This window comes from Xanthomonas rydalmerensis, from assembly GCF_033170385.1.
GTDB lineage: Bacteria > Pseudomonadota > Gammaproteobacteria > Xanthomonadales > Xanthomonadaceae > Xanthomonas_A > Xanthomonas_A rydalmerensis.
This window is the reverse complement of the sequence record NZ_CP126170.1, coordinates 978001-994400: the sequence shown is the minus strand read 5'-3', so window position 1 is coordinate 994400 and position 16400 is coordinate 978001. Positions and strand designations below refer to the sequence as shown.

The following is a 16400-nucleotide window of genomic DNA, read 5'->3' as shown; positions in this document are numbered from 1 at the left end:
CACCGCGGCGCCGGGCCAGGGTCGCGCTAGCCCGCAGGCGCGTGCACCGCCGTCACAGGATGTCCCACTGCATCGACACGTAGAAGCTGCGGCCGGTGACCCCGGTCATCTGCCAGCGGCTGCTGATGTCCTTGTACGCTTCTTCCTTCTTGTTGGTCAGGTTGAGCGCGCCGAGCTGGAAGCTGAGCTTGTCGGTGGCCTGGTAGCCGAGCACCGCATCGACCTGGGTGCGCGCCTTCATGGTGTGGCCTTCGCGGGCGAAGAAGCTGTCGCTGCTGTCCTGCTCGTACTCGCTGCGGTGGTTCAGCGACAGGCGTGCGGAGAACATCGCGTTCTCCCAGTAGCCGGTGGCGTTCCAGGTCTTCTCCGACAGGTTGCGGATCTTGAAATCGGTGTCGCGCTGCGGGATCACCCGGGTGAAGTTGGCGGTCAGGCCGAAGCCGGGGATCGGCAGCCAGGCATCGAACGATTGCGTCCAGCCCAGTTCGTAGCCCTTGATCTTGACCTTGCTCGGATCGTTGCGGGTGGCGGTGATCTCGTAGATGTTGCCGCCGCCGTCCACGCAGTCGCCGGCGCCATTGGTGGACAGCGCCGTGCCGTTGAACGTGGCCGGGCAGACGATGCTGTTGAAGGTGCCGTTCTTGACGTTCTTCCAGAAGCCGGCCAGGGTCAACCCGCCGCCTTGCCCGTAGTACCACTCCAGGCTGAGGTCGGCCTGGTCGGCGGTCAGCGCCTTCAGGTCGGTCTGGCCCAGCGACACGTCGTAGGTGGTGGTGCCGCCGGTGTTGCTGCCGGAGGAGATGGTCGTGGCGATGGCGGTGTTGCTGTCCAGGATCGGCCGCACCAGCACCTTGCCGGCGGCCAGGCGCAGCAGCAGGTCCTCGCGCATGTCCAGCACCAGGTTCAGGCTGGGCAGCCAGTTGTGGTAGTCGTACGGCGCGCGCTCGGTGCCGACCACCTCGTTGGCATCCTCGCTGTACTGCGAGGCGGTGGTCAGGTAGGTGTCGGTGGTGCGCTTGGTGTTCTCGTAGCGCACGCCGACGTTGCCGCGCAGGCGCATGCTGCCGAGGTCGGTGTCGATCTTGGCCAGCGCATACGCGGAGAAGATGTCGTTGCGGATGTGGTAGCTGGCCTGCGGCGCGAACAGCACCGGCACGGTGATGCCGGAAGCGGCCAACGCCCTGGCGTAGGCGTAGACGTCCGGCGCCACCCAGTCGCTCTGCGAGGCCAGGTTGCCGTCGAGGAAGTTGCTGACGTTGGAACTGGCCGCCGACAGCTCCGGGAACATGCCGTAGCCGGACACCGCGCCGGAGTTGATCAGGTACAGGAAGTCGCGGCGCCACACGTTGCGGTCGAAGGTCTCGCGGCGGAACTTGGTGCCGACCTTGACCGCGTCGAGGAAGCCGTTGCCGACGTAGCGCTCGGCGTCGAACTGCAGCGACCATTCCTTGTTGCGCAGCGCGTTGATCGCACCGTTCGGGTACTCGTCGCGGACCAGGTTGGCCTTGTTCCAGGCGCTGGCGTCGGTGGCGTCGGCATCGGTGGTCAGCGAGATCGCGCCGGGGTTGGACATGTCGAACAGCGTCGCGGTCGGCTTGCGGCCGAGGATCGCCGCGCGCTCGTCCTCGTCGGTCTTGCCTTCGGTGTAGTTGGCCACGCCGCTGAAGGTCCATGCGTCGCCCTTCCAGCGCGCGTCCCAGGTCAGCAGTTGCGAGGTCAGGTCGTGGCGCTCGAGCTGGCGGTTGTTCTCCAGCCAGTAGTTGGACGCCGACACCTTGGTCGCGGTCAGGCCGTCGGTCTGCAGCACGCTCAGGTAATTGCGTTCGAAGGAGTAGACCAACTGGTTCATGTCGTTGTCGGTCTTGTCCTGCGAGTACAGCGCCGTCAGGTTCATCTCCAGCCGGTCGTTGGGCTTCCACTGCAGCCCGGCGGTGAGCATCTTGCGGTCGGTCTCGCGCTCGATCGAGCGGTAGCGCGGACGGCGCGGGATGTACAGCGTGCCGTCCCCGGTGTCCTGGGTGTACCAGCGGTCGATCCACAGGTAGTCGGCGCGGTCCTTGAGCTTCTGGTAGCCGGCGTTGACGAACACGCCCAGTTCGCCGCCGTCGGCCAGATGGAACTGGTCGATGTAGGTCAGCACGCCCTTCGGCGTCGGCGCGCCGCCGGCGAATTCGGAATACTGCTCCTTCGCCGAAAAGATCAGCTTGCGGTCCTTGTAGTCCAGCGGCTTGGTGGTCTCGATGTTGACCGTGCCCGACAGCCCGCCGGCGTCCATGTCCGCCGAGGGCGACTTGATCACTTCGATCGCCGCGGCCACTTCCGGCTGGATGATGTCGTAGCGGAAGCCGTCGGTGAAATCGGCGCTCTTGATGGTCTGGCCGTTGATCGTGGTGGCCGAGTACTGCGGACCCAGGCCGCGGATGCTGATGGTCGAGCCGCGGCCGTTGATGGTGGAGATCTGCACGCCGGGAATGCGCTGGATCGCCTCGGCGATGTTCTCGGCCGGGAACTTGCCGATGTCCTCCGACGAGATGCCATCGGTCATGCGCGCGTCTGCGCGTTTGTTGTCCAGCGCGGTGATCAGGCTCTTCTGGTAGGAACTGGTGACGGTCACCGTATCGAGCTGGGAAATCGAATCGGACGCTGGCGCTTCCTGCGCCTGCGCACCGGTGCTGAGCAGGCCGAACGCGATGGCGCTGGCGAGGACGGACAGGGGACAACAATGCGAACGGGAGCGGGCGACATGTGGCATTGGGCTATCCTGGTTGATGGCTGATCGGCACGACGACGGCTGACATCCAGGGCGGCGATCGGCAGGCAGCACCCTCCATCGCGCCCCACGCGACGCGCAGGGCGATGCCGTCCGTGCGGACACGGAATCGATGAAGCGTTCTGTCTGTTTCCTGCGCCCTGTCTTGCGGGAGGCGCGTCCCCGTCCCTTCCCCGGAACGGGCGACTGCATGTGCTGCTGGACGGATCGAGCCCGAATTGGCAAGGACCAATTCCAGGCGCCTCGATTCTTATGGTCTTAGAAAGATTGTGTCAACGCCGTGCCGCACGAAATCGCACAATGACGCCTGGACTCGCGCGCAGATCCCGATAAATCTCCTATTTATCAATTACATGCGCGGATAAAATATTTCCGGCGCGGCATTTTCCACGCATCGTTGTCACGATACCTATGCCGCACCAATTGTGACAACGAGACCAATTTTGTGCGACGCCACATAACCGCGCTGCATTCTCATTTGTGCACGGTCGCGAACTCGCCCGACCGCTCGCACAACCACTTGATAACTATGCATTTCTCCCCCGCCGCACCATTATTTCCGGGATCCACTTCCGATTTTTTGTGGCAAAACCAGAACCAGACAAATTTTCCTGCCAAGACTTGACATCGTTGTCATAGCCTCGTAAGAATCGGCGCACACGGGGGTGTAGCCGCGCATGTGCGGCGCGAAAGCGGGGCCAGGGGAGGCATGTGATCGCAATGATCCGGATGCGCGTACCGCGTGTCGCACGCGGCACTTCGTGGCAGGAGCAGAGACGGCGGCCCGCCCTGCCCGGCTTGCGGCCGTCGGCGCATGCCGCGCCAAGCCCCCTGTCGCGATTGCTGCGGCATCTCGCTGTTGGTGCGTGGTCCGATCGACCGCCACGGGCGGCGTCGCCGTCATCCGCACCCGATTCACGCCATCCGCCCTGAACACGCCGGAGCCCTTGAGGAATGCGCGTCTGCGCGACACCGGCAGCACCCGCCGTCCTGCGCAACGCGACACGGCCTCCGCGTTCCGCATCACTCGGCACTCCAGCCCGCTTCCGCACCACAGGCAGTAAGGCAACAGGCAACTCCGGCACGCGGCCCGACGTCCGCGCAATCGCGTTGATTCATTGAATGATGAGGGAGAGACATCATGCAATATCGCCATTCCGTCTTGTCTGCGGCCATCGCCGCCAGCGTCCTCGCCTTCGCCGCGCAGGCGCAGCAGGCCGATTCCGCCGCCACCGACCTGGACGCGGTCCAGGTGGTGGGCATCCGCGCCAGCCTGGAAAAGTCGCTGGACACCAAGCGCAACAACGTCACCGTGTCCGAGGCGATCACCGCCGAGGACATCGGCAAGTTCCCCAGCACCAACGTCGCCGAAGCGTTCGCGCAGGTCCCCGGCGTCACCATCGACCGCCGCTTCGGCCAGGGCGAGCGGGTCAGCATCGACGGCACCGATCCCAGCCTCAACCTGTCGTTCCTGGACGGCCACCCGGTGGCGCAGGCGATCTGGCTGTACGGCGAGCAGCCCAACCGCGGCTTCGACTACACCCTGCTGTCGCCGCAGATCCTGGGCCGCGCGGAGATCGTCAAGTCCACCGAGGCGCGACTGACCGAGGGCAGCCTCGGCGGCACCGTGCTGATGCACAGCCGCCAGCCGCTGGACCTGAAGGCCAACGAGATCGCCGGCTCCGTGGGTTACAGCTACAGCCAGCAGGCCAGCGAGGGCAAGCCCAACGCCTCGCTGCTGTACAGCTGGAAGAATCCGCAGGAAACCTTCGGCGTCGCGGTCTCCGCGCAGCACTACGAAGAGCGCGTGGACCGCCAGGGCCTGGAGGTGTTCGGCTACGCCAAGGCCAGCACCTTCGCCAACGCCGCTGGCGCGCCCGCCGATGCCGACGTGCCCAACTCGATCAACGCCGCCTGGTTCCAGCAGGACCGCAAGCGCGACAGCGCGGTGCTCAACCTGCAGCTCAAGCCCAGCGACGCGCTGGAGTTCAACCTCAGCGGCCTGTACATCAAGGAAGACTTCGACAACTACAACCAGTCGATGTACAGCTTCCTGACCTGGAACCCGGGCACCGTGGCCGCGGTCGACGCATTGGGCGACGTGCGCAACGGCGTGGTCAACAGCGGCCATTCCAGCGCCAACGCCAGCGCGGGCGGCGGCACGGTGATCTACGACAACAACGTGCGCCAGTCGCAGGTGACCACCAAGGGCCTGGACCTGCGCGGCGCCTACCGCGGCGAACGCTGGACCTTGCGCGGCCAGGTCGGCCAGAGCAAGTCCGACAACGACCACCTGGCGCAGTATTTCATCGAGCCGTTCTACAACGGCGGCTTCCGCTGGGACCTGAATCGCGGCATCCGCTTCGACGATGCGGCGGCCGCGCGCAATCCGGCCAACTGGGGTTCGGCCGGCGGCTGGATCGGCAACAACGGCGTGTTCTCCACCCAGAGCAAGGACCGCTACGGCCAGCTCGATCTGGACCTGCAGTTCGACGGCGTGTTCAACCAGTTGCTGGTCGGCGTGCGCCAGGGCAAGCACGACGAAGACTTCGCGCTCAATGTGTACGGCGGCGTCACTCCCGCCACGTTGGCCGACATCGGCACCATCGGCCTGACCGACATCCGCGGGTTCTATCCCGACCACGGCCAGCACGTGCAGGCCGGGCGCGGCAACGTGATCGACTGGATCCGCAACAGCCCGGTCGACTACGCCAATTCCGATCCGTCCAGCTACCTCAACAACACCTGGGCGCTGCAGCAGACCAACAACGCCGCCTACGTGCAGCTGAACTTCTCCAACGCCGGCCTGCGCGGCAACCTGGGCCTGCGCTACGTGAGCTCCAAGACCGAAGGCAGCGGTTTCGTCTACAGCGGCACGCCGACCCTGCAGGACCTGGACAGCAAGTGGCAGACCCGCTCGCAGACCGAGCATTTCCTGCTGCCGTCGCTGAACCTGGCCTACGACACCGACAACGACTGGGTGTTCCGCTTCGGCACCGGCAAGGTGATCGCCTGGGCGCCGTACAACCAGATGGTCAACAACACCTTCCTCAACGACACCACGCTCACCGGCAGCGGCGGCAATGCTGGGCTCTCGCCCTACGAATCGTGGAACTTCAATCTCTCGGCCGAGTACTACTTCGCGCCGCAGGCGGTGGTGGCGTGGTCGATCTTCTACAAGAAGATCGACAACTACATCGACACCTCGGCCACCATCGAGCGCCAGTACAACGCGATCCGCGACACTTCGCCGCAGACCTGGGCGCAGATGCTCGGCAGCAACGGCTGCACCGCCGACGGCTATTGCGACTACAGCATCCAGCGCCCGCGCAACGCCGGCGACGGCAAGGTCAAGGGCTTCACCCTCGCCTACCAGCAGCCTTTCGGCGAGAGCGGCTTCGGCCTGTCCGCCAACTACACCTACGCCAGCGGCGAGAACAACAGCGGCAACCCGCTGCCTTACCAGTCGCGCAACAGCGTCGCGTTCAGCCCGTACTACGAAAAGGGACCATGGAACGCGCGGATCAGCCTGAACTGGCGCGACAGCTACTTGGCCGGCGGCTACGTCGCCGGCGCCGCACCGGCCAGCGTCGACGCCTACACCGACCTGGGCGCGAGCGTGGGCTACGCGATCAATGCGCAGTGGTCGCTGCAACTGGACGCGCAGAACCTGCTGGACGAGGAATACCTGCAGTACCTGGGCGACAAAGATCACCCGGTCGGGCGCTACCACAACGGCCGCCGCTACATGGCGACGGTGCACTTCAAGTTCTGAGCCAGCAACGCGCCTGCACCGCGGAGCCATCTCCGCGACGCAGGCGCGCGTCTACCGATAGCGCATGCGCGACCGTGCTTCAGCGCGGAAACTGCACGTGCCCGTCGGCGAAGTACACGTCCTTGTCGCCCTGGCTGGGCAGCGCGGCGAGCGTATCGGTGACCACCTGGCCGCGGATGTCGGTGAGGCGGATTTCCAGCAGTTGCGCGCCCATCTGCTCGCCGACGAAATGGTTGTACGCGGTCTTGGGCAGGCTGATCCAGTCGCCGTTCTTCTTGTATTCGAACTTCACCACCGGATAGCGGTGGTTGCGCACCTGGATCGCCGCCCAGTATTGCGAGCTGCCCTCCTTGATCCGGTACACCACGTTGCCGCTGACCGGCGCGGCCACCACCTGCCAGCGGATCGGGATGCGCCCGGCGCTGGTGTCGCCGATCGCGGCGAAGGCATTGGGCGACAGATCCAGCCCGCAGTCGGCGCCTTCCGGATACAGGTCGGTGACGTAGACGGTGACCGTACCCCGCGGTCCCTGCACCTGCAGGTAGGCGCCGGCCAGCGCCGCCTGGATTCCGCCGTAGTTGAGCTGCGTCGGATTCAACGCGGTGATCGGCGCGGTGGGATCGATGGGATCCAGCAGCAGGGCGCCGCCGGAATAGCCGGAGCTGGTGTAGGTGGCGGTGCCGCTGCAGACATCGTTCCAGGCCGCGCTGGCGGGGGTGGCGCTGGCGGCCAGGCACAGCGCGGCGAACAGGCCGGCGCCGCGCGCGGCACGGGGGGAGTGGCGTGCTTGCATGCGTGTTCTCCTGCACAGGCGCGCGGAGTCGCCGCGCGGCGACCGGGCAGTCTGCCCGGCGCCGGCACTCTAGGCTGCCGCGCGCCTGCCGCGCCTTGCGCGCGGCCGGGAATTCCACAACTTGGCCGACGCCGTAGACCGCGCGGCGACATCGTCAGCGACGGCGCAGGCTGCCGCGCTCCAGCCGCCAGAGCAGATCGCGCCACGGCGTGGCCGCGGTGGCCATGCCGGCCGCCACGCCCAGGGCATCGGCCAGCGCATCCAGCGGATCGGCCGAGCGCGTGGTGGTCCAGGCGCCCTGCGCGAACTCGATGCCCACGCCCAGCGCCAGCAGGCCCAGCGCAGCCCAGGCCCAGGCGCGTGGCCCGGCATAGACCTGCACCGCCGCGGCGGCCAGCAGCAGGTAGGCAATGAAGTGCTCGGCCTTGTCGCTGTCGGGCAGGTCCGACAATTGCGGCGGGTGCGGCATCATGCACACGTAGATCAGCACCGCGATGCCCAGCCACCACAGCCCCAGCCACAACCAGGGCCAACGGAAGGCGCGCACCGCCGCCATCACAGCCGCCAGGTCAGGTCGCCGGACAGGAACGCCGGTGCCAGCGACACGTCGCGCTCGAAGCCCATCACCTGGAAGCGCTCGCCCATCTCGCTGGGCAGGGTCAGCCGCTTCACCTGCTGGCGCAGACGCAGTTGCGCGGCTTCGTCGCCGCGCGCCTCGGCCTCGGCCAGCAGCGCGTCCAGGCCGTTACCGAGCAGGAAGCTGGCCTGGTTGCAGTAGCCGGCCAGGTCGAAGCCCGCTCCGGTGCCGGCCTCGGCCAGCGCGGTGAAGTCCACCGACGCGGTCAGGTCCTGCAGGCCCGGCCAGCGGTACGGGTCGGCGTGCGTGCGGTGCCGGTAGAACGCGCGCAAGGTGCCGTCGTCGCGCTCGGGCAGATAGAACTCGCGGCGCGGATAGCCGTAGTCCACGAACAGCATCGCGCCGCTGCGCAGGCCGCCGGCCACCGCCTGGATCCAGTACGGCAACTGCGGCAGCAGCTCGGAGCGGTAGCCGTCGGCGAACGGCACCTGCAGATAGCGCTCGATGTGCCGCACCGCCGCCGCCAGCAGCGGGTCGGCCGGCTGTTCGCCGCGGCGGAAGCGGCCCTCGCCGTCCAGGGTCACGGTCTCCTCGAACACTTCGCCGTCGCGCAGCGCGAAGCGCGGCGTCGGCAAGGCATCGATCACCTCGTTGGCGAACAGCACGCCGTTCCAGTCGTCGTCGAACGGCCGGTCCAGCCACTCCACCAGATCGAACACCGGCGGGATCAGCGTGCGCGCCAAGCGCTCGCGCTGGCGTTCGCGCAGGTCGGCACTGGGTTCCAGGATCGCGTAGCGCTCGGGCAACGCATCCAGCGCCAGCAGGCGCTTGAGCATGACCTCGGCGAAGGCGCCACTGCCGCCGCCCACCTCCAGCATGCGTGCCTGCGGCCCGAGTTGTTGCAGCACCGGCGCCAATGCATTGGACACGGTCGCGGCGAACAGCGGCCCCAGTTCCGGCGCCGTGACGAAATCGCCCTCTTCGCCGAACTTGCTGCTGCCGGCGCTGTAGTAGCCGAGGCCGGGCGCGTACAGCGCCAGCTCCATGAAACGCGAGAAGGGAATGGCCCCGCCGGCGGCGGCGATCTCGGCGCGCACATGCGCGGCCAGGCGCTCGCTGTGGGCCAATGCGGTGGCATCGGGCAAAGGAAGGTCGGTGGGCATGCGGTGCCGGATTGCGTGGACAATGCACAGCATAGCCGAGCATGGAACCCGTACATGACCCAGACCAAAGTCGCCCTGATCACCGGCAGCGCGCGGCGCATCGGCGCCGGCATTGCCCGGCGCCTGCATGCGGCCGGCTACGACGTCGCCTTGCATGCGCACACCTCGCAGGCCGAGCTGCACGCGCTGGCGCAGGAACTGGAAACCGTGCGCACCGGCAGCACATTGACCCTGCAGGCCGATCTGCGCGACACCGCACACCTGCCCGAGCTGGTGACGCAATGCGTGGCGCGCTTTGGCCGGCTCGATGCGCTGGTCAACAACGCCTCCAACTTCTATCCCACGCCATTGCATGACGCCACGCCAGCGCAGTGGGACGACCTGTTCGCGGTCAACGCGCGCGCCCCGCTGTTCCTGGCGCAGGCCGCGGCCCCGCAGCTGCGCCAGCATGGCGGCGCGATCGTCAACCTCACCGACCTGCACGCCGAACAGCCGCTGCGCGCGCATCCGCTGTACAGCGCGGCCAAGGCCGCCCTGGCGATGCTGACCCGCTCGCTGGCACTGGAACTGGCACCGCAGGTGCGGGTCAACGCCATCGCCCCCGGCGCGATCCTGTGGCCCGACGCCGGCAAGGACGCCGCCGCGCAACAGGCACTGCTGGCACGCACCCCGCTGGCGCGCACCGGCCAGGTCGAGGAAATCGCCGAGGCCGTGCGTTGGCTGCTCGACGACGCCAGCTTCGTCACCGGACAGACCTTGCGGCTGGATGGGGGGCGCGGGCTGATGTGAGGCCGGGATTGGGGATTCGGGATTTGGGATTCGCTGTGAAGCAGGGATTCGGGATGTAGGGATTCGGGATTCGCTTCAGGCAGCAGCAACGGCGAGAGCGCATCGGGTATCCGCTTTTGCGAATCCCCAATCCCGAATCCCCAATCCCCACTACTCAACCAACTCCACCACCTCGAACGCCTTGCCATGCTCCGCATGCGCCTGCCACAGCGCACCAAGGCGTTGGCCGCTGACAGGATCGACGAAGTCCGCGGCGATGTCGGCCAGCGGCTTGAGCACGAAGGCGTGGCGCAGCTCGGGGCGGGGGATGCGCAGGTGGCCGGGCCCTTCGACGATACGATCGCCGTAGAACACCACGTCGATGTCCAGGGTGCGGTCGCTGAAGCGCGGGCCGCTGCGGTCGCGGCCGTGCGCATCCTCCAACGCGTGCAGCCAGGCATCCAGCGGCGCCAGCTCCCAATCGGTCTGCAGTGCCACTGCATTGTTGAGGAACGCCGGCCCATCGAAACCGACCGCTGCGGTGCGATAGGTCGGCGACACGACGATCGCGCCGAACTGCCGGCGCAGCGCCGCGATCGCCGCGGCCAGGTGGTGATGCGGGCGCAGGTTGCTGCCCAGGCTCAGAAGCACAGTGGTCATGCACTATTCGCGCATGCCGCGGCCGCGAGCGTCAACCGGCAAATGCGCTCGCCACCACGGCGCCAGGTCGCTGCCGACTGCTCCGCCCGTTGCGCGCGATAGAAGATCCATCGGATGCGCGCTGCGAACATGGCGATGCATGCGAAGCACAGGCCTGCGGACGGTAAAGACGACACGCCCGTCGTCTCACCCTAGAGAACGTCACCCCGGATCGACCGTTCCCGGCGCCAGCACCGCTCGCGCCTGTGACCACGCGACAACACGGCCCGAGAGTTCAGCGCGCGACCGCGCGTCACGCCGGAACGGATGGCCCGGCCTCGATGCCGCGCGGAATCCTCATCGCCCGTCGCGGCTCCAATGCAGGTCGCGCAGGGCGGGCCTGTCTTCTGCTGCAGCGAATGACCCCACAGGACAGCCCGCGACCATGCCATGGCGTAACCGCGCGGGGCCGATACCCACGCGCTGCAGGTCGCATCACCGACCTCTGCTCATACCCAACCAGACCAGCGTGCTATCGCAAAACGACACCCTGGCAGCCCATCACACCTTGCTCACAACAGCCCTAAAGGTCTCTGCCCACCCGCCGATACGTGAAGAGTTCGTCAAAAATTGACCTCATTTTGTAAACAAATTGGCTTTACTTCACTAGTGTTTCAGATTTGTTCATAAATGCAGTCAGTCGGCAACTTGTTCATTCAAATCAAACACCTCCATCCTCCCAAGGACCCGTAATGGCACTCGTGAAACATTCCCAGAAGCAAGCCACCAGGGCGTCCGACGGCCCGCGTGCGACCACCACCCGCGATGCCGAAGCGCAGCGCAAGCGCGCCCGCACCCTGGCCAAGCAGCAGCAGGCCGCCGAGCGCATCGCCGCGGCGACGACGCAACTGGCCTCGGGAATCAACGAGGCCGCCGCGGCGGCCGAAGAACTGAAGCGGGCCTCCGATCAGATCGCCGCCGGCGCGGAAGAGGCGAGCAGCGGCGCGCAGGAATCATTGGCCGCCTTCAAGCTGATGGACGACGCCATCGCCCGCCAGCGCCACAACGCGGACCTGAGCCAGGCGCGGGTGGAATCCACGCAGGCGCTGGTGGCACGCGCCAACACCGACATCATCAGTCTGGTCGCCAACGTCGGCTTCGTCGCGCAACGCCAGGCCGCCTCGGTGCAGCGGGTGCAGGAACTGGAGCAGCAGGCCGCCAACATCGGCGACATCGTCAAGGCGGTGGTACGCATCGCCGACCAGACCAACCTGCTGGCGCTCAACGCCGCGATCGAGGCGGCCCGTGCCGGCAAGCATGGCAAGGGCTTTGCCGTGGTCGCCGACGAGGTGCGCACGCTGGCCGAGACCTCGGAGAAGAGCGCCAAGCAGATCCAGGACCTGGTCGGACAGATCCAGCAGGAAGTGAAGGTGGTGGCCGAGGGCATCAACACCTCCGCGACCTCCATCGAAAGCGAAGTGGCCAAGGGCCGCACGATCACCGAACAGCTCGAGCAGATCCGCAAGGACGCCATCGAGGTCGCCGCCGGCGCCACCGAGATCGCCAATGGCGCGCAGCAGTCCGCCAGCGCCACCCAGCAGGCGCTGAAGGGTTCGGAGAACATCGCCGCGGCGGCCGAGGAGCAGTCGGCGGCGGCCGAGGAATCGGCCAAGACCGTGGCCGAACAGTCGCGTGCCCTGAGCGAGTGCGAGCAGACCACGCAGGCGCTGTCGGAACTGTCCGAGGACCTGAAGAGTTCCACCGATGTGGCCAAGAGCGCCGAGGAAGTGGCCTCGGCCGCCGAAGAACTGTCCTCGGCGGTGCAGGAGATCAACCGTTCCAGCGCGCAGATCCTGACCGCGATCGACCAGATCCGCCGCGGTGCGCAGGTGCAGGCGGCCAGCGTCGAAGAAGCGGCCACGGCGGTCGCGCAGATCGAAAGCGGCCTGACGATCGCGCAGAACCGCGCGCAGACCAGCAACGAGCGCGTGATCGCGATCAAGGGGCTGATGGCGGTCAACAAGAGCGCGGTCGATACGCTCATCGCCGGCATCGGCCAGTCGGCCGAAGCCACCCGCATCAGCATCCGCCAGATCACCGAACTGGAGCTGGTGTCGCGGCGCATCGACAAGATCGTCGACGCCATCACCACCGTCTCGATCCAGACCAACATGCTGGCGGTCAACGGTGCGATCGAAGCCGCACGTGCCGGCGAGTTCGGCAAGGGCTTCGTGGTCGTGGCCACCGACATCCGCAACCTGGCCCACGATTCGGCCGAGAACGCCGACCGCATCAAGGACCTGGTGAAGGCGGTGCAGGACCAGATCGGCGTGGTCGGCCGCGACCTCAACGAGATCGTCACCACCACCTTCAACGAAGCCGAAAAGGCCAAGGTCAGCACCGCCAACCTGATCCAGATCGAGACCGACATCACCGCCGCGGAAGCCGGCATCGCCGAGGTGCTGGCCAGCGCCAACGACATCGCCACCGCGATCTCCCAGGTGCGGACCGGCATGACCCAGATCTCGGCGGCGGCGCAGCAGGCCGAAAAAGCCGCCAGCGAGTCCGCCGCCGCCGCCCAGCAGCAGTCGCAAGGCACCGAAGAACTGGCCGCCGCCATCGAGGAGATTTCCTCGCTGGCCGACGAACTGCAAAGCGCGTGAGCGCCAGCGAGGGTCTTATGAGCAACGATCCTTCTTCGCAAGCCGCAGCGGCTGCGCGAATGGACGACGACGCGTCGGACGCCGAGGGCGCCGGCACGTCCAGCGGGCGCCTGTTCGTCACCTTCCTGGTCGGCAGCGACGTCTTCGCGGTGGACATGGCGCCGGTGCAGGAAATCATCCGCGTCCCGGACATGGTCCGCGTGCCGCTGGCGCCGCCGGCGCTGGACGGCCTGGCCAACCTGCGCGGCCGGGTGCTGCCGATCATCAGCCTGGCGCGCGTGTTCGGTCTGCCCGAACGCCCGGCGGACGACAGTTCGCGTGCGGTGGTGATCGACCTGGGGCAGCCGCTGGGCTTCGTGGTCGACCGCGTCGCCAGCGTGGTGGAGGTGCAGCCGGATTCCATCCAGGACATCGGCGAGATCAGCGCCACCGTCAACAGCGAACTGCTGTCGGGCCTGCTCAAGGACGTGGGCGGGCACCAGATGGTGATGGTGCTGGATTTCGCCCGCCTGATCGCCAGCCAGTTCGGCACCATCGGCGCGCTGGTCCGGCATGCCGGCAGCGCCGGCTTCGTCGAGGACGCGCGCGACGAGGAAGACGACGCCAACAACGATCAACTGCAGTTGGTCAGCTTCGAGGTCGCCGGGCAGGAATACGCCATCGGCATCGAGCAGGTGCAGGAAATCGTGCAGGTCCCGGAACACCTGGTGCAGGTCCCGCACTCGCAGCAGCACGTGCTTGGCGTGATGACGCTGCGCCAGCGGCTGCTGCCACTGGTGTCGCTGCGCAGCCTGTTCGGCCTGCCCAGGCAGGGCGTCAACGAACGCAGCCGCATCGTGGTGATCAACAGCGGGCACCTGTCCGTCGGCGTGGTGATGGACAGCGTCAAGGAAGTCCTGCGCGTGCACCGGAGCGCGGTGGACCAGGTCCCGGCGCTGCTGGCGCGCGGCGGCGACATGGCCGAGATCAGCCAGATCTGCCGCCTCGACCAGGGACAGCGCTTGGTGTCGATCATCGAAGCGAGCAAGTTGTTCGACCACTCGAAGATAAAGGAAGCCCTGCACATGGATCTTTCCCGCCAGAACGACGCCGCCGACGAACTGCTCGACGAGGAGATCGACGACGAAGAGCAAGTGGTGGTGTTCCACCTGGACGCGGAAGAGTTCGCCGTGCCGATCGCCAGCGTGCAGGAAATCGTGCGCGTGCCGGCGGAACTGACCCGGGTCCCGCGGACGCCGGCCTTCGTCGAAGGCGTGATCAACCTGCGCGGCGCCGTGCTGCCGGTGATCGACCAGCGCCGGCGGCTGGGCCTGGCCCGCGTGGACCGTGACGACCGGCAGCGGATCATGGTGTTCCTGCTCGGCGGCGTGCGCACCGGCTTCATCGTCGATGCCGTCACCGAAGTGCTGAAGCTGCCGCGCCAGGCGATCGAACCGGCGCCGCAGCTGAGCGAGGAGCAGGCCAACCTGATCACCCGCGTCGCCAACCTGGAGAAGCAGCGCCGCCTGATCCTGCTGATCGAGCCGGAGCGGCTGCTGCCGCACAGCGACCTGCAAGCGCTGGAGCAACTGAGCGAGGCGGCGTGATCAAGCTGCTCATCGTCGACGACTCGGCGCTGATGCGGCGCAAGTTGTCCACCCTGTTCGAGCAGGCCGGCGGCTTCGAGATCCGCCTGGCGCGCAACGGCAGGGAAGCGGTCGAGGAAAACCGTGCGTTCCTGCCGGACGTGGTGACGCTGGACATCAACATGCCGGAAATGGACGGACTTACCGCCCTGTCGCTGGTGATGGCCGAGCGCCCCACGCCGGTGGTGATGCTCTCCTCGCTGACGGTGAAAAGCGCGCTGGCCACCTTCGAGGCATTCGCGCTGGGTGCGGTGGACTGCGTCGCCAAGCCGGACGGCACCATTTCGCTGCACCTGGAGCGGATCGAAGAAGAACTGCTGAGCAAGGTCAAGCAGGCCGCGCGCGCGCGGCCGCGGACAGCGCGCGCCACGCCGGCGCCCAAGCCGAAAGCGGCGATGCCGGTGCCCAAGCCGGCCGCCGCACCGCGGCGCGAAGGCGGCCTGGTGCTGATCGGGGTGTCCACCGGCGGGCCGCGCACGCTGGAAGACATCCTGCCGCTGCTGCCGGCGGACTTCCCCTGGCCGGTGCTGATCGCACAGCACATGCCGGCGGCGTTCACCGGCCTGTTCGCGCAACGCCTGGACCGCATCTGCGCACTGCAGGTACACGAAGTGGCCGAACCGATGCCGCTGGTGCCCGGCAACGTCTATATCGCCCGCGGCGGTGGCGATGTGGTGGTGAGCAAGCGCCGCGACCAGCGCGTGGCCCTGCCGCAGCCGGCGCATCCGCAGCACCTGTGGCATCCATCGGTGGAACTGCTCGGGCGCTCAGCCCTGCAGCACTACCCGGCGCGCGAACTGGTCGCGGTGATGCTCACCGGCATGGGCCACGACGGCGCCGAGGCGTTCGCCGAGATCCATCGCGGCGGCGGGCTCACGGTCGCCGAATCGGAGGAGTCGGCCGTCGTGTTCGGGATGCCGGAACGGCTGATCCAGCAAGGCGGCGCCGATCGGGTGCTGCCGGCCAACCGGATCGCCAAGCAACTCGTCGAATGGCTTCACTAACAGGATTCCCCCGATGCCGCTGATTCCTTCCCGCGCCGCCCTCCCCACCGACAGCGGAACCGACTACGCCGACCTTCTGGCGCAACTCGCTGCCGACTCGGCAGCACAGCGCCGTACTGCCGCCCGTGAATTGCAGGCGCACCGCGATGCCGCCGCAGCGCTGGTCGCGCAGTTGCAGAACGAGAGCAGCCCCAGCGTGCGCGAAGCGATCCTGCTGACGCTGGCACACCTGCGCGATTCGGTTGCGCTGCAGGGCCTGGTGGACTGCCTGCGCAGCGAAGACGCCGCGCTGCGCAACGAAGCCATCGCGGCGATGCAGCAGTTGCCGGAGGAAGTGGCGCCGCTGATGAGCCAATTGCTGACCGACCCCGATTCGGACGTGCGCATCTTCGCGGTGAACATCCTCGAATCCTTGCGCCATCCGGAGATCGAGGAGTGGCTGCTGCAGGTCATCGAGCAGGACGCGCACAGCAACGTCTGCGCCACCGCGGTCGACCTGCTCGGCGAAGTCGGCAGCGCGCGTGCGCGCGGGCCGCTGCAGCGGCTGAAGCAACGCTTTCCGGACGACCCGTTCATCCGCTTCGCGGCCGACCTCGCCCTGCAACGCCTGGAAGCCCCGTGAC

Annotated in this window: 11 protein-coding genes; 6 read left to right on the top strand and 5 right to left on the bottom strand. The window is 67.2% G+C overall.

What is annotated here, in order from left to right; all coding sequences use genetic code 11:
* Window positions 1-52 precede the first annotated feature (52 nt).
* Window positions 53-2752: a TonB-dependent receptor gene (locus QN245_RS04205; RefSeq protein WP_317844639.1), complete on the bottom strand. Its 2700-nt coding sequence runs from the start codon at window positions 2750-2752 to the stop codon at window positions 53-55.
* A gap of 1159 nt (window positions 2753-3911) precedes the next feature.
* Here QN245_RS04205 and QN245_RS04200 point away from each other — a divergent pair.
* Complete coding sequence (locus QN245_RS04200; RefSeq protein WP_317844638.1) at window positions 3912-6545, top strand: TonB-dependent receptor; 2634 nt, start codon at window positions 3912-3914, stop codon at window positions 6543-6545.
* Window positions 6546-6624: 79 nt separating this feature from the next.
* Here the strand turns inward: QN245_RS04200 and QN245_RS04195 are convergent, their stop codons facing one another.
* From QN245_RS04195 to QN245_RS04185, 3 genes are all read right to left on the bottom strand, one after another.
* A complete protein-coding gene (locus QN245_RS04195; RefSeq protein ID WP_160966813.1) occupies window positions 6625-7338 on the bottom strand; it encodes an expansin EXLX1 family cellulose-binding protein in 714 nt (237 codons plus the stop codon).
* A gap of 154 nt (window positions 7339-7492) precedes the next feature.
* A complete protein-coding gene (locus QN245_RS04190) occupies window positions 7493-7894 on the bottom strand; it encodes a VanZ family protein (protein WP_160966811.1) in 402 nt (133 codons plus the stop codon).
* Window positions 7894-9078: a class I SAM-dependent methyltransferase gene (locus tag QN245_RS04185; protein WP_160966809.1), complete on the bottom strand. Its 1185-nt coding sequence runs from the start codon at window positions 9076-9078 to the stop codon at window positions 7894-7896. The genes QN245_RS04190 and QN245_RS04185 overlap by 1 nt, the downstream gene beginning before the upstream one ends.
* 54 nt (window positions 9079-9132) lie before the next feature.
* On the opposite strand from QN245_RS04185, the gene QN245_RS04180 reads away from it, so the two are divergent.
* Window positions 9133-9867 carry a pteridine reductase gene (locus tag QN245_RS04180; RefSeq protein ID WP_317844637.1) on the top strand — a complete coding sequence of 245 codons (735 nt, stop codon included), beginning with the start codon at window positions 9133-9135 and terminating at the stop codon, window positions 9865-9867.
* A 150-nt stretch (window positions 9868-10017) separates the two neighbouring features.
* Here the strand turns inward: QN245_RS04180 and folK are convergent, their stop codons facing one another.
* Complete coding sequence (gene folK / locus QN245_RS04175) at window positions 10018-10506, bottom strand: 2-amino-4-hydroxy-6-hydroxymethyldihydropteridine diphosphokinase (protein WP_317844636.1); 489 nt, start codon at window positions 10504-10506, stop codon at window positions 10018-10020.
* Between the two features lie 731 nt (window positions 10507-11237).
* Here folK and QN245_RS04170 point away from each other — a divergent pair.
* From QN245_RS04170 to QN245_RS04155, 4 genes are read left to right on the top strand one after another with little or no spacing between them, the layout of a single operon-like run.
* Window positions 11238-13148 (top strand): methyl-accepting chemotaxis protein, encoded by a 1911-nt coding sequence (locus QN245_RS04170; RefSeq protein ID WP_184647731.1) that lies wholly within the window; start codon window positions 11238-11240, stop codon window positions 13146-13148.
* A 59-nt stretch (window positions 13149-13207) separates the two neighbouring features.
* Window positions 13208-14734, top strand: coding sequence for a chemotaxis protein CheW (locus QN245_RS04165; RefSeq protein WP_317844635.1), 1527 nt, complete (start codon window positions 13208-13210; stop codon window positions 14732-14734).
* On the top strand, window positions 14731-15777 hold the full coding sequence (gene cheB / locus QN245_RS04160; protein WP_184647727.1) for a chemotaxis-specific protein-glutamate methyltransferase CheB: 1047 nt from the start codon (window positions 14731-14733) through the stop codon (window positions 15775-15777). The genes QN245_RS04165 and cheB overlap by 4 nt, the downstream gene beginning before the upstream one ends.
* 13 nt (window positions 15778-15790) lie before the next feature.
* On the top strand, window positions 15791-16399 hold the full coding sequence (locus QN245_RS04155) for a HEAT repeat domain-containing protein (protein ID WP_317844634.1): 609 nt from the start codon (window positions 15791-15793) through the stop codon (window positions 16397-16399).
* The last annotated feature ends 1 nt before the right edge of the window (window position 16400 follow it).

Bases quoted from the DNA above. Each gene is read 5' to 3' on its own strand.
- QN245_RS04195 (WP_160966813.1), bottom strand. From the start codon at position 7,338: ATGCAAGCACGCCACTCCCCCCGTGCCGCGCGCGGCGCCGGCCTGTTC.
- QN245_RS04165 (WP_317844635.1), top strand. From the start codon at position 13,208: ATGGACGACGACGCGTCGGACGCCGAGGGCGCCGGCACGTCCAGCGGG.
- QN245_RS04200 (WP_317844638.1), top strand. From the start codon at position 3,912: ATGCAATATCGCCATTCCGTCTTGTCTGCGGCCATCGCCGCCAGCGTC.
- QN245_RS04155 (WP_317844634.1), top strand. From the start codon at position 15,791: ATGCCGCTGATTCCTTCCCGCGCCGCCCTCCCCACCGACAGCGGAACC.
- QN245_RS04180 (WP_317844637.1), top strand. From the start codon at position 9,133: ATGACCCAGACCAAAGTCGCCCTGATCACCGGCAGCGCGCGGCGCATC.
- QN245_RS04170 (WP_184647731.1), top strand. From the start codon at position 11,238: ATGGCACTCGTGAAACATTCCCAGAAGCAAGCCACCAGGGCGTCCGAC.
- QN245_RS04190 (WP_160966811.1), bottom strand. From the start codon at position 7,894: ATGGCGGCGGTGCGCGCCTTCCGTTGGCCCTGGTTGTGGCTGGGGCTG.
- folK (WP_317844636.1), bottom strand. From the start codon at position 10,506: ATGACCACTGTGCTTCTGAGCCTGGGCAGCAACCTGCGCCCGCATCAC.
- QN245_RS04185 (WP_160966809.1), bottom strand. From the start codon at position 9,078: ATGCCCACCGACCTTCCTTTGCCCGATGCCACCGCATTGGCCCACAGC.
- QN245_RS04205 (WP_317844639.1), bottom strand. From the start codon at position 2,752: ATGCCACATGTCGCCCGCTCCCGTTCGCATTGTTGTCCCCTGTCCGTC.